The following is a 13,418-nucleotide window of genomic DNA, read 5'->3' as shown; positions in this document are numbered from 1 at the left end:
CTCGATCGGAGCGCCAGGATACGCCCGGGGTGCTCAGGAGCGACTGCGCGACGCCTGCGCCGAGTCCATCGCGAGCTCCTCGGCGTCGAGGGTCACGAGCACGCGGCGCATGACCTCCTCGTCGAGGTTCCCCTTCTCCCGCTCCTCGAGCACGATCTCGCGGCGGCGGTCGAGGAGCTCGCGCCGGATGTCCTGGATCTGCGAGCCACGCAGGCGCAGTGCGACGTTCCGCCCCTCGTCCTCTTCTTCTTCGGCGTCCTGACGGAACGTCTCGGCCTGACGCTCGAGTCGCGCCTTCAGCCGGTTCACCACCGAGTCGACGGCCTCCGAACCGTACTGCTTCGCCCACGCTGGACGCCGCTTCTCGAGCAGCTCGATCGCGGCCTCGGTGGTGCGCTGGTTGAGCCGCATCTCGCTGCGTACGTCCTCCTCGCCCTCGGCCGGGTCCTGCACCTTGAGCGCGCGGATGACGAACGGCAGGGTGAGCCCCTGCAGCAGCAGGGTGCCGACGGTCACGAAGAAGGCGATGATGAAGATCGTGTCCTGCGCCGGGATCTGGGTCGGGCTCGCCACGACGGACACCGCAGCCGCCAGGGTCACCACACCGCGCATGCCCGTCCACGAGATGACGGTGAGCTCCCGCCAGTTGAGCTTCGGCTCGGCGGAACCGCGCATCCACCGAAGCGAGGGGTGCCCGCGGGACAGCTTGATCCGCAGTGGCCGGAGCCACTTCCCGTTGAAGCGGTTGCGCGCGTAGGACTCGAACACGAACAGCGGCCGCACCAGGATCACGACGACGAGCACGACGGCCGCGGCGGTGAGGGTCTGCCCGAGACTCCGCTCGCTCTCGACCAGGTCCTGCACGACGGTGTTGAGCTGCAGGCCGATGAGCGCGAACACGAAGCCCTCGAGGATGACGTCGATGCTCGTCCAGAGCGGGCGCTCCTGCAGACGGGTGGCGTAGCCCTCCTTCGGCGAGTTGTAGCCGATGTACAGGCCCGCCGTGACGACCGCGATGACGCCGGAGCCGGACAGGTCCTCGGCGAGGATGTAGGCGACGAAGGGCAGCAGGATGCTCATGATCGTCTCGACCACGGGGTCGTTGATGCGCATCCGGATCCAGTGCACGACGACGCCGAGGACGATGCCGACGACCAGACCGACGCCGATCGCCAGGCCGAAGATGCCGAGGTCCTGCCAGACGGTCAGTGACGTGCCCGCGATGATGAGCGTGAACACCCGCACCAGGGTCAGCGAGGCCGCGTCGTTGATCAGGCTCTCGCCGGACAGCACGGTCATGACGCGGCGGGGGAGTCCGAGCTTCCGGCCGATCGCGGCGGCGGACACCGCGTCCGGTGGGGCGACGATCGCGCCGAGCAGGATCGCCGCCGGCAGCGTCATGTCCGGGATGAGCAGGTACGCCACCCCGCCGACGACCAGGGCGGTGACGATCACCAGGAAGATGCCGAGCCGTCGGATCTGCTTGATCGAGCCGCGGAAGCTCTGCCACGACACGTCGAGCGCCGCCGAGTAGAGCAGCGGCGGCAGGATCACCGTGAGGATGACCTCGGAGTCGATCTCCATCGGCGGCAGCCCGGGCAGGAACGAGGCGGCCAGGGCGACCGCCGTGACGAGCAGCGGAGCGGGGAGTCCCTTGGCCCGGGCGAACCCCGTCACCGCGAGCGATCCGATCAGCAGGATGAGGAGCTCAGCGGTGTCCATGGACGCATTCTCCCATCGGCATGGTTCGGAAGCTGAACGAGTGTGAAGCTGCGGTGAACAACAGGTTGCCGATCAGGTTTGCTCGAAGGGCCGACGCCTGCGACACTTGCCCGCGGTGGACATCACACTCATAGTCGTCCTGGTCATCGCGTTGGCCCTCTTCTTCGACTTCACAAACGGTTTTCACGACACCGCCAACGCGATGGCGACCCCGATCGCGACCGGCGCCATGAAGCCCAAGGTGGCGGTCACCGTCGCTGCGGTGCTCAACCTGGTCGGTGCGTTCCTCAGCACCGCCGTGGCGACATCGATCTCGCACGGGTTGATCAACGAGGGGCCCGGTGGCGTCGCCATCAGCCCGGAGATGATCTTCGCGGGCCTGATCGGGGCAGTCGTCTGGAACATGATCACGTGGCTCCGCGGGCTGCCGTCATCGTCGTCGCACGCACTGTTCGGCGGGCTCATCGGTGCCGCGATCGTCGGTGCCGGGTTCCAGTCGGTCAACTACGTCGCGCTGCTGACGGTGGTGATCATCCCGGCGTTCGCCTCGCCCGTGATCGCCGCGCTCGTGTCGTTCCTGTCGACGCGCATCGCGTACCGGATCACGAAGCGTCCGGTGTTCCCGAACGAGCGCGGCGGGTTCCGCATCGGGCAGGTCTTCACCAGCTCGATGGTGTCCCTGGCACACGGCACCAACGACGCGCAGAAGACGATGGGTGTCATCACGCTCACCCTCATCGCCTCGGGCGCGCAGTCGTCGAACCAGGGCGTGCAGTTCTGGGTCGTCGTCGCCTGTGCCCTCGCGATCGCCCTCGGTACCTACACCGGCGGTTGGCGCATCATCCGCACCCTCGGCTCGGGCATCACCGAGATCCGTGCGACGCAGGGCTTCGCCGCCGAGGCCTCGACCGCCGCGACGATCCTCGCCTCCAGCCACCTCGGCTTCGCGCTGTCGACCACGCAGGTGTCCTCGGGCTCCATCATCGGTGCCGGTCTCGGCCGCCGCGGCTCGAAGATCCAGTGGTCGACCGCCGGCAAGATCGTCATCGCCTGGTTCATCACCCTGCCCGCGGCCGCCGCGGTCGGTGCGGTCGCCTCGGGCATCGCCCGCCTCGGCGTCATCGGGCTGGTACTCGACGCCGTGATCGGTGCCGTCGTCATCCTCGGCCTGTACCTGTGGTCGCTCCGCAAGCCGCACGAGCAGGCCTCCGCGATCGAGGTCGACGTCGCCGCGAACGCGGTCCTGACCCGCAAGGAGCTGCGTGACATGCAGCGCAAGAAGCGTGCCGACGCGGTCGCTCAGCGTCGCGCCGAACTGAGCCGCGAGCGCACGCTCCGTCGCATGGCGGCCCGCAAGGGAGGCCGTCGCTGATGGGCATCGCGCTTGACGGACGCAGTTTTGCATTCCTCGAAGGGGGAGACCGCTGATGGGCATCGACTGGTTTGCCTTCCTCACCGTGGCGCTCGTCGCCGTGGTCTCGTCGTGCTTCGTCGTCGCTGTGTACTCGGTCGGCCTCCGTCTCTGGAGCGCCGCCGACACCCGCGAAGGCAAGTTCACCGTGAAGGACGACGGCACGATCGGCCCGGCCACCGCCGGCTTCCCGAACCCGGCCGGAGCCTCGGCAGCGGCACGTGCGCTCCGTGCCGCGGCCATCGCGTGCTTCGTCGTGTGCGGCGCCGTCGTGCTCTACGGCATCTACCTCATCGTCCCGCAGTTCCACTGACGGGCCCGCTCACCAAGTGAGCCGAAGACGCCGGGTCGCCCTTCGCGACCCGGCGTCTTCTGCTCACTCGTCGCGCGTGCGCTGCGTGCGCTGCGTGCGGTGCGCTGCGTGCGCTGCGCGAGCGGGCGAAATGCCCGCGTCTTCGCGCCCAGCAACCCCGCCATCTCGCCCGCTCGCGTCCCGGGCGTGCCTGCGGGTCGGACGGGAGGCCCGTGGCGGCCTGGCACCGCGCCTCCAGGCCGTCGCGGGCGAGCGGGCGGAATACCGGCGTGCGTTGCCGAGGCGACCACGCCATTTCGCCCGCTCGCGCGGGCGGCGCGTTCTTGGTGAGCAGAAGATGTCGGGTCGCCGTCTGGACCCGACGTCTTCTGCTCACGAAGGGCGAGCGCGGGCGTCCGGGCGTGCCCGCGGGTCGGACGGGAGGCCCGTGGCGGCCTAGCACCGCGCCTCCAGGCCGTCGCGGGCGAGCGGGCGGAATACCGGCGTGCGTTGCCGAGGCGACCACGCCATTTCGCCCGCTCGCGCGGGCGGCGCGTTCTTGGTGAGCAGAAGATGTCGGGTCGCCGTCTGGGTCCCGACACCTTCTGCTCACGAAGCGACGGGAGGCCCGTGGCGGCCGGGCACCGGGCCTCCAAGCCGGCCCCGGGTGAGCGGGCGAAAGACCGGCGTGCGTTGCCGAGGCGACCGCGGCATTTCGCCCGCTCGCGCAGGAACGTGCCGGTCCCACCAGCCCCGGCGCGTTCCCGGACCGGCCGGACGGACGGGACTAGCCTCGACGTGTGACCGGCAACGAGGAGGCACCTGTGACGACGACGACGCGGACCGAGAGCGACTCGCTGGGATCACGAGAGGTCCCGAACGACGCGTACTGGGGCGTCAACACGTTGCGGGCGCTCGAGAACTTCCCGATCACCTCCGTCCCGATCGCCGTGTACCCGGACCTCATCGAGGCGCTCGTCACCGTGAAGCAGGCGGCGGCGCGGGCGAACCGGGCGATCGGTGTCCTCGACGAGGAGCGCGCCGATGCGATCGACCGCGCGGCCCAGGAGGTCCGCGACGGGGCGCTCCGCGAGCAGTTCGTCGTCGACGTCGTGCAGGGCGGCGCCGGGACGAGCACGAACATGAACACGAACGAGGTGCTCGCGAACCGGGCCCTCGAACTCCTCGGGCGGGAGCGGGGCGACTACGCGTACCTGCACCCGATCGACCACGTGAACCGCAGCCAGTCGACGAACGACACGTACCCGACGAGCATCAAGATCGCGATGATCTTCGGGGTCCGTCGTCTGATCGTGCAGCTCGAAGAACTGTCGGCGGCGTTCGCCGAGCGGGGCCGCGCCTTCGCCGACGTGCTGAAGGTGGGCCGGACGCAGCTGCAGGACGCCGTGCCGATGACCCTCGGGCAGGAGTTCACCGGGTTCTCGCACACGATCCAGGAGGACGCGGACCTGCTCCGCAAGGTGATGCCGCTGCTCGCCGAGATGAACCTCGGCGCCACGGCGATCGGCACCGGGATCACCGCGGACCCGCTCTACCGCGACGAGGTCCGTCGGCAGCTGCAGGAGGCGAGCGGCATCGACGTCGTCACCGCCCCCGACCTCATCGAGGCGACGAGCGACGCCGGTGCGTTCATGACCCTGTCCGGCACGGTGAAGCGCAGCGCCGCGAAGCTCTCGAAGATCTGCAACGACCTGCGGCTGCTGTCGTCCGGTCCGCAGGCGGGTCTCGGTGAGATCACCCTGCCCGCTCGCCAGGCCGGCTCGTCGATCATGCCGGGCAAGGTCAACCCGGTGATCCCCGAGGTCGTGAACCAGATCGCCTACGCGGTCGCCGGGGCCGACACCACCGTGACGATGGCGGCGGAGAGCGGGCAGCTGCAGCTCAACGCCTTCGAGCCGATCATCGCCCACTCGATCCTGCAGTCGCTGCAGTGGATGTCCCGCGGCTGCGCGACCCTGCGCGAGCACTGCGTCGTCGGCATCGAGGCGAACGAGGCGAAGCTCGCGGCCCAGGTCGACACGAACGTCGGCGTCGTCACCGCGCTCACGCCGTACATCGGGTACGCGGCGGCTGCGTCGATCGCGCACACGGCGCTGACCACCTCGACGCCGATCTCGACGCTCGTGGTGGCCGCGGGGCTGATGGAGGAGGACCAGGTCATGCGGGTGCTCAGCCCGGCACGGCTGTCGGGCATCGAGCTGGCGACGGGTGCGATCCCGATCATCACCGAGGAGATGCTGGACGCCGAGGCGCGCAAGCGCTGACGTGGGGCGTCCGCGCCGACAAGCACGCGCCCACGCGCGCGCCCGCACGCACCCGTCAGGGCAGCGGCCGCTCGCCCACCCGCACCTGCTGCGCCATCGCCCGCAGGTGCTCCTCGCCCGGGGTCAGCTCGGCGTCCTCTTCCTCGGCCACCCGCGCGGCCTCGGCCCGCACGTGCTGCGCGGCCGCGATGTCCTGGTCCCGCCAGCGCGCGAGCGTGAAGTTCCGCGTGACGTCCCGCAACGGCAGCCGGATCGACTCGTCCGCCTCGATGCCGGCGAGTAGCTGCCGCATCCGGATCACCTCGGAGTCGAGCTCCCCGCCGACCACGAGCACGAAGTTCGAGATGTACAGGTACACGAGCAGCAGGATCGCGCCACCGAGCCACCCGTACGCGCGGTTCCCGCCGCCGAGGGTCTCCACGTACAGCGCGAACCCCACCGTGGCGATGGCCCAGGTCACGATCGCGAACGCGGCACCGGCCGACACCCACCGCAGCTGCGGGGTCTTCACGTTCGGCGTCGCGTAGTAGAGCACCGCAACCATCACGACGAGGTCGGCCGCGAGCACCGGCCACTTCACCACGTTCCACACGTCGTCGATCCAGGGCGCCCACCCGAGCTGTCGGATGACGGCCTCGGAGATCGTCGGTGTGCCGAGCAGGATGACGATGGCGACGGCACCGCCGACCATGACGAGCAGCGTGACGAGGAGCATCATGCTGCGGAACTTCCAGATCCGCCGGCCCTCCTCGACCTCGTAGGCGGTGTTCATCGCCCGCCCGAACGCCGTCGCGTAGCCGGACAGCGACCAGAGCGTCAGCACGACGCCGATCGTGAATCCGAGCCACGGGTTGTCCAGGGTCAGCAGCTGCCGGAGCGGCCCCTCGAGGTGCTCGGCGGTCTCCGGCCGGACGATGAACCCGAGGACCTCGACGATGTCGGTCAGGCTGTCGCCCTTGCGGTCGACGATGGACAGCGCCGACACGACCGCCAGCGCGGTCGGGAACACCGTCAGCAGCGCGAAGAACGTCAGCGACGCGGCCGCGTCGACGACGCGGTGCCGGATGACCGAGTGGTAGGTGCGCCGGACGACGGCGCGGACTCCGGTCCGCTGGAGGTCGCGCGATGCGCTGTCCGGCATGTCTCGTACGGTACCCGACACGCGCGGTCCTGGAGGCCCGTGGCGGCGCCGCCACGGGCCTCCAGACTGCCTGTTGGTCGCGCTGGTGCGCCGGCAAGACACCGGTGTTCACGCTCCGCACCGCGGAACGCGTGTGTTCCACACGCGAACACCGGTGTTTTGCGGCCCCGACCCGACCGCCGCCCGCGGTCAGTTGGCGTGGGGGTGCAGGGCGTCGTATCGGCGGAACGACGGGACCATCCGGAGGAGCAGCGCGACGAGGCCGATGATGAGCACGCCGCCGATGACCGGCGGGTACGCGATGCCGGCCGCGACGACCAGACCGGCGTACAGGTCGCCGAGCCGCGGGCCCCCTGTGACGACGACGATGAAGATGCCCTGCAGCCGACCGCGCATGCCGTCCGGCGACGCCGCCTGCAGGATCGTGTTCCGGAACACCGAGCTGACGTTGTCCGCGCCGCCGGCCATCGCCAGGAAGAGCGCCGCGAGCCCGAGGGCGGGCAGGATCTCGACGCCGAACGCCTCGCCCGAGCGGCCGCCGAGCACGTGCGCCAGCGCGATGACCACACCGAACGCCGCGATCGCCCCGCCGTACGCCGTGATGGCCCAGCCGACGGCCTCACCCTGGCGTCGGACGTGCCCGAGCGGCCCGGAGAACACGCTCGACAGCAGCGCCCCGATCGCGTACGCGGCGGTCAGGGTACCGACGGTGATCGACCCACCGCCGATGACGAGCGCGCCGATCGCGGGGAACAGCACACGCGGCTGCCCGAAGGTCATCGCGATGATGTCGAGCACGAACGTCATCGTGATGTTGCGCGACCGCCGCAGGAACTTCGCGCCCTCGATGAGCGAGCCGAGCCCGGGCCGCAGTGCGTCGTGGTCGGCGGCCATCCGGGGCAGCGTGAACACCCCGAGGAACGCGAACGTGAACAGCACGACGTCGATCGTGTAGGTCGGCGCGAACCCGACGCTCGCGATGAGCACGCCGGCGATCGCCGGACCCACGGTGACCTGGAACCCGGACGCGATCCCGCCCAGGGCGCTCGCCGCCGGCAGCAGGTCGGTACCGACGAGCCGCGGGACGATGGCCGAGCGGGAGGCGTTGCTGACGGTGGCGGCCACGGCGTTGACCGTCGCGAGCACGTAGAGCAGTGCGACGCTGTGCAGGTCGAGCCAGGCGTGCGTGGCGATCAGGGCGACGGCGACCCAGGCGATGATCGACGACACGAGCGCGACGAGGCGTCGGTCGAAGGCGTCCGCGAGCATGCCGCCGTACAGGCCGGCGACGATCATCGGCACGAGCGCGATGACACCCACCAGGGCCACGGCGAACGTCGAGCGGGTGATCTCGTAGACCTCGAGCCCGACGGCGACGGTGGTCATCTGGGTGCCGATGCCGGCGATCGCGGTGCCGGCCCAGAGCCGGGCGAAGGCGGGGGAGCGACGGAGCGGGGTGAGGTCGGCGAGCAGGCGGCGGCGCGGCGGTGCGGGAGTCGATGGTGTCACGGTGGAACCATTCTGCGGGCTGGACGCTCGTTGCGCGTGCCCGGTGCGCGCTCTGGTTGACTGATCGGCATGACTGACCTGAACAGCAAGCCCGAGTTCGACGCCCCCGAGGGCCCCGCCCCCACCGAGCTCGTCATCACCGACATCGTCGAGGGCTCCGGCGAGGAAGCGTCCGCCGGCTCCACCGTCAAGGTCCACTACGCCGGGGTCGAGTACGAGACCGGCGAGGAGTTCGACAGCTCCTGGAACCGCGGCGAGCCCATCGACTTCCCGCTCGCGGCCCTGGTGCGCGGCTGGCAGGAGGGCATCCCCGGCATGAAGGTCGGCGGTCGCCGCAAGCTCGTCGTCCCGCCGGAGCTCGCCTACGGTCCCGCCGGTGGTGGGCACTTCCTGTCCGGCAAGACCCTCATCTTCGTGATCGACCTGCTCGGGGTCCGCTGATGCAGGTCGGTGCCCCGACGATCGAGCTGAACGACGGCCACCGGTTCCCGGAGCTCGGCCTCGGCACCTACGGCCTGAACGGCGACGAGGGCGCTGCGGCGGTCGGCACCGCGATCGCGAGCGGCTACCGGCTGCTCGACACGGCGCTGAACTACGGCAACGAGGACGCCGTCGGCAAGGCCGTCCGCGAGTCCGAGGTGGCGCGCGAGGACCTCGTGGTCACGTCGAAGCTGCCCGGTCGGCACCACGGCTACGACGAGGCGCACCGCTCGATCGACGAGACCCTCGGCAACCTGGGGCTCGACCACGTCGACCTGTACCTGATCCACTGGCCGAACCCGTCGGTGGACAAGTTCGTCGACACCTGGAAGGCGTTCGTCGACCTCCGCGACAGCGGCAAGGTCCGCTCGATCGGCGTCTCGAACTTCACGCCCGAGCACCTCCGCCGCATCGTCGACGCCACCGGGGTCGCCCCGGCTGTCAACCAGGTGGAGCTGCACCCGTACTTCCCCCAGGCGGAACTGCGGAAGGTGCACCAGGAGCTCGGCATCGTGACCGAGAGCTGGAGCCCGCTCGCGAAGCGGTCGGAACTGCTCACCGAGCAGCCGATCGTCGACGCCGCCGCGGCGCACGGTGTGGCCCCCGGCCAGGTCGTGTTGCGCTGGCACGTCCAGCTCGGTGCCGTGCCGGTGCCGAAGTCGGGCGATACCGCCCGCCAGAAGGAGAACCTCGACGTCTTCGGCTTCGAGCTGACCGACGACGAGGTGCAGGCGATCTCCGCGCTCGAGCGCGGTCGTCTGTGGGACGGCGACCCGGACACGCACGAAGAGATGTGACTCCGACGCGACCCTTCGGGGACAGCGGGGCTCCCGGTGGGCAGTACACTGGTTCCCCCTCTTCCCGAAGGGTTGCGTGTGTCCGAACCGACCGAGATCGACCGTGAACGCGGCTACGTCGACGGCCTCTTCCGTCGTCTCGACGAGCTGACCGCCGAGGCCGAGCAGCGCCTCGCCGAGACCCGCCGACAGGCGGTCGGCGGGAACCACCAGAGCCGCAGCGAGCGCGATGCGTACGCCCGGCTCTACGAGGACACCGTCGCGACGCTCGAGCGGGTGGGGGACCGGCTGGTCTTCGGCCGGCTCGAGGTCGCCGAGCCCGACAACCCCGACGACACCTTCCGGTACATCGGCCGGGTGGGGCTGCGCGACGCCGAGCACCGGCCGCTGCTGCTCGACTGGCGCGTCCCCGGTGCGAGCGCCTTCTACCAGGCCACCGCAGCGCACCCGATGGGCATGCGGTCCCGCCGGCACCTGTCCCTGCAGGGTCGTCGCGTGGTCGGCGTCGAGGACGAGGTGTTCGACGCCTCGCTCTACGACGACGAGCGCACCCACCTGCAGGGCGAGGGGGCGCTGCTCGCCGCGGTGACCGCCGAGCGCACCGGCCGGATGACCGACATCGTCGCGACGATCCAGGGCGAGCAGGACCGCATCATCCGCTCCCCGCTCGAGGGCGTGCTCATCGTGCAGGGCGGCCCCGGCACCGGCAAGACCGCCGTGGCGCTGCACCGGGCCGCCTACCTGCTCTACTCGTACCGCGAGCGGCTGCGGGGCTCCGGCGTGCTCATGGTCGGTCCGTCCCCGGCGTTCCTGACGTACATCGAGCAGGTGCTCCCGTCGCTCGGCGAGACCGGTGTCGTGATGGCGTCGCTCGGGTCGCTCTACCCGGGCGTGCACGCGACGACGCACGACTCCCGCGACGTCGCCGCCGTGAAGGGCGCAGCGCAGATGGCGTCACTCCTTCGGCGGGCCGTGCGCTCGCGCCAGGTCGTGCCGACCGAGTCGGTCACGCTCGACGTCGAGGGCGAGCGGCTCGTCGTGCCGCCGCAGCTCGTCGCCGACGCCATGAAGCGTGCGCAGGACCGCGGCAAGCCGCACAACGCCGCCCGCGTCACGTTCAACAAGACCGCCCTCGACGCCATGACCCGCCTGCTCGCCGAGCAGCTGCGGGAACGCGGCACCACGGTGGACGAGGCCGACGAGAAGGTGCTGCGCGAGGACATCCGGAGTTCGTACGACGCCCGCGTGCTGCTCAACACCGCGTGGCTGCCGCTGCCGCCGGAGAAGTTCCTCGAGGACCTCTACGCCCGGCCGAACTGGCTCGCCTCGCTCACCCCGGACTGGACCCCGGAGCGCCGAGCCCTGCTGCAGCGCGCCCGAGGCGCAGCCTGGACCGTCGAGGACGTCCCCCTGCTCGACGAGGCCGCCGAACTGCTCGGCCCGTTCGACCCGACCGGCGGCGCCGCCAAGCGCGCGGCGAAGGCCAGCCGGAATCGCGACATCGAGAACGCCCGCCAGGCCATCGAGAACATGGGCGTCGAGGGCATCGTCAGCGCCGAGCAGGTCGCCGGCTCGTTCGCCGAGGGCGGCGACCCCCGCTCCACCGCCGAGCGCGCCGCCGACGACCGCGAGTGGACCTACGGGCACATCGTCGTCGACGAGGCGCAGGAGCTCTCGCCGATGCAGTGGCGCGTGCTCGCCCGCCGCAACCCGCTGCGCTCGTTCACGATAGTCGGCGACATGGCGCAGGGTTCCTCGCCGGGTGCCGCACGCACCTGGGACGACGTCATCGGAGCGCTCGCGCGTCGCCGACGCGGCCGTGCGCCGCAGGTGCCGCTCGACCACCGCATCGAGCAGCTCACGGTGAACTACCGCACCCCGCGCTCCATCGTCGAGGCCGCCGGGGCCTTCGCGGACAGCGCAGACCTCACCGTCACGCGCAACGAGGCCGTGCGCGACGGCGACCCGGTCGAGCGTGTCCGCGTCGCCCGGGCCGACCTGCTCGACACCGTCGTCGCGGTCGCCGACGCCGAGCGTGCCCGGATCGGCTCCGGCACCATCGGCGTCATCGTCCCCGAGTCCCAGGTCGACACGATCCGGCAGCGGCTCGCCCGCACCGAGGCGGACGTCCGGGGGCTCGCCTCGCCGAACGCCGGCTCGCTCACGGTGCTGACGGGTGCGGACGCCAAGGGCCTGGAGTTCGACGGTGTGCTGCTCGTCGACCCGGACGGCGTGGGCGCCGACGCCGCCCGTGCCGCCGCCGCGGTGTACGTCGCGATGACGCGTCCGACCCGTCGCCTGACGGTCATCGACGTCGACTGACGGTCGCGTCACCGCGGGGCGGACGGGAGGCCCGGTGCGGGCCCGCCACGGGCCTCCCGGCTCAGGTCGGGTCGCCCTCGGAGCGCACACGCGCGACCAGGTCGGCCCACGGACCGTCGAGGCGGCGACCCGGGATCGTCACGGTGGTGCGCTCGACGGTGATCGTCCAGCTGAAGTCGTCGGGGACGGGCGCTGCCGTCGGCGCCGGGGTGCGCTGCAGCGCATCGACGACCTCGGACCACGCCGTGGGGTCGCTGCTCGTGTCGGTGTCGACCCGCCAGCGCCGTGTGGTGCCGGCGAAGCCCCCGGTGCGGCGGACCTCGATGCGCATGCCCTCGACGCTACGCCCGGGTGGCGCGGTCAGTCGAGCACGCCCACGCGCTGCCAGGCCTGGCGCACCGCGGTCTGCTCGGCGGAGCCGTCCCCGAACCGCCGCCCGGCGACGTCGACGGTGACGGTGGCGAAGCCCGTGAAGTCGATCGAGGCGGTCACCTCGGGCGACGTCAGGGCGTCCCACCAGACGGCACCGGCGCCCAGCCACGCGGGGCCGCCGATCGCCGTGGCCGCCAGGAAGAACGCGTGGTTCGGGATGCCGGAGTTCGTGTGGACCCCGCCGGCGTCGTCCGTGGTGTCGACGAACCCGGCCATGGTCGCCGGTTGCGGGTCCTTCCCGAGCACCGGGTCGTCGTACGCGGTGCCGGGGGCTCGCATCGACCGGAGCGCGTCGCCCTGCACGGCGTCGGTGAACAGCCCCTCGCCGATGAGCCAGCTCGCCTGGTCCGCCGTCTGCCCCGCAGCGTACTGGGCGACCAGGGAGCCGAAGACGTCGCTGATCGACTCGTTGAGGGCGCCCGACTGGCCCTGGTAGGTCAGGTCGGCGGTGTACTGCGTGACGCCGTGCGCGAGCTCGTGGCCGATGACGTCGAGCGCGACGGTGAAGCGGCGGAACACCTCGTCGTCGCCGTCGCCGAACACCATCCGGTTGCCGTCCCAGTAGGCGTTGTCGTAGTCCTGGCCGTAGTGCACGGTCGCGTCGAGGGGGAGCCCCGCGCCGTCGATCGACACCCGGTCGAACACCTCGAGCCAGAAGGCGTGCGTGGCGCCGAGGCCCGCGTACGCCTCGTCGACCGCGGCGTCACCGGAGTCGGCGTCGCCCTCGCGCCGGACGATGGTGCCGGGCAGCGTCGTGGTGCCGTGCGCGTCGGTGATCGTCCGCTGCGGGGAGCGGTCGACGGCGCCGCTGACGCCGCGCGGCGCGACCAGGTGCTCGTGCTTCGGCGCCTGCACGGCGTCGAGCGAGTCCAGTGCGGTGCGTGCCGCCGAGGCTGCCCGCGGGAACGCATCGGCATCGGCGACGGCGCGGAGCAGGTAGGGCGGGACGACGGAGCGGAGGCGGTCGGTCGCGGTCATGCGCACATGCAACCACCGGGCACCGACACGGCCCTGCGCGGGCTGTCTC

At 71.3% G+C, this 13,418-nt stretch carries 11 protein-coding genes; 6 read left to right on the top strand and 5 right to left on the bottom strand.

The features are described from left to right. Window positions 1-33 precede the first annotated feature (33 nt). Window positions 34-1,722: a sodium:proton antiporter gene (locus HQQ79_RS15690; protein WP_111057467.1), complete on the bottom strand. Its 1,689-nt coding sequence runs from the start codon at window positions 1,720-1,722 to the stop codon at window positions 34-36. A gap of 115 nt (window positions 1,723-1,837) precedes the next feature. Between HQQ79_RS15690 and HQQ79_RS15685 the strand changes: the two genes are divergently transcribed. From HQQ79_RS15685 to HQQ79_RS15675, 3 genes are all read left to right on the top strand, one after another. Continuing rightward, window positions 1,838-3,094 carry an inorganic phosphate transporter gene (locus HQQ79_RS15685; RefSeq protein WP_035807670.1) on the top strand — a complete coding sequence of 419 codons (1,257 nt, stop codon included), beginning with the start codon at window positions 1,838-1,840 and terminating at the stop codon, window positions 3,092-3,094. Window positions 3,095-3,149: 55 nt separating this feature from the next. Beyond that, window positions 3,150-3,446: a hypothetical protein gene (locus HQQ79_RS15680; RefSeq protein WP_027464739.1), complete on the top strand. Its 297-nt coding sequence runs from the start codon at window positions 3,150-3,152 to the stop codon at window positions 3,444-3,446. Between the two features lie 779 nt (window positions 3,447-4,225). Further along, entirely contained in the window at window positions 4,226-5,710 is a 1,485-nt protein-coding gene (locus HQQ79_RS15675; RefSeq protein WP_027464740.1) for an aspartate ammonia-lyase, read from the top strand. Between the two features lie 55 nt (window positions 5,711-5,765). Here HQQ79_RS15675 and HQQ79_RS15670 read toward each other — a convergent pair whose 3' ends face one another. Both HQQ79_RS15670 and HQQ79_RS15665 read right to left on the bottom strand, forming a co-directional pair. Continuing rightward, the gene (locus HQQ79_RS15670) at window positions 5,766-6,851 is read right to left on the bottom strand and encodes a YihY/virulence factor BrkB family protein (RefSeq protein ID WP_051596533.1); all 1,086 of its coding nucleotides are present in this window, start codon (window positions 6,849-6,851) and stop codon (window positions 5,766-5,768) included. Between the two features lie 189 nt (window positions 6,852-7,040). Further along, on the bottom strand, window positions 7,041-8,360 hold the full coding sequence (locus HQQ79_RS15665) for an MFS transporter (protein ID WP_111094701.1): 1,320 nt from the start codon (window positions 8,358-8,360) through the stop codon (window positions 7,041-7,043). Between the two features lie 69 nt (window positions 8,361-8,429). On the opposite strand from HQQ79_RS15665, the gene HQQ79_RS15660 reads away from it, so the two are divergent. From HQQ79_RS15660 to HQQ79_RS15650, 3 genes are all read left to right on the top strand, one after another. Continuing rightward, window positions 8,430-8,801 carry an FKBP-type peptidyl-prolyl cis-trans isomerase gene (locus HQQ79_RS15660; RefSeq protein WP_173035534.1) on the top strand — a complete coding sequence of 124 codons (372 nt, stop codon included), beginning with the start codon at window positions 8,430-8,432 and terminating at the stop codon, window positions 8,799-8,801. Further along, a complete protein-coding gene (locus HQQ79_RS15655; RefSeq protein WP_173035532.1) occupies window positions 8,801-9,637 on the top strand; it encodes an aldo/keto reductase in 837 nt (278 codons plus the stop codon). The genes HQQ79_RS15660 and HQQ79_RS15655 overlap by 1 nt, the downstream gene beginning before the upstream one ends. A gap of 78 nt (window positions 9,638-9,715) precedes the next feature. Further along, window positions 9,716-11,959 carry an AAA family ATPase gene (locus HQQ79_RS15650; protein WP_367948115.1) on the top strand — a complete coding sequence of 748 codons (2,244 nt, stop codon included), beginning with the start codon at window positions 9,716-9,718 and terminating at the stop codon, window positions 11,957-11,959. A gap of 61 nt (window positions 11,960-12,020) precedes the next feature. Here the strand turns inward: HQQ79_RS15650 and HQQ79_RS15645 are convergent, their stop codons facing one another. Together HQQ79_RS15645 and HQQ79_RS15640 are read right to left on the bottom strand one after the other, a co-directional pair. Continuing rightward, window positions 12,021-12,290, bottom strand: a complete 270-nt coding sequence (locus tag HQQ79_RS15645; protein ID WP_071245009.1) for a protealysin inhibitor emfourin — start codon at window positions 12,288-12,290, stop codon at window positions 12,021-12,023. Window positions 12,291-12,319: 29 nt separating this feature from the next. Further along, a complete protein-coding gene (locus tag HQQ79_RS15640; protein WP_173035528.1) occupies window positions 12,320-13,369 on the bottom strand; it encodes a M4 family metallopeptidase in 1,050 nt (349 codons plus the stop codon). Window positions 13,370-13,418: the final 49 nt, after the last annotated feature.

The sequence above is a fragment of the Curtobacterium sp. VKM Ac-2852 genome (assembly GCF_013205045.1).
Lineage (GTDB): Bacteria > Actinomycetota > Actinomycetes > Actinomycetales > Microbacteriaceae > Curtobacterium > Curtobacterium flaccumfaciens.
This window is presented reverse-complemented; position numbering and strand designations above follow the sequence as displayed.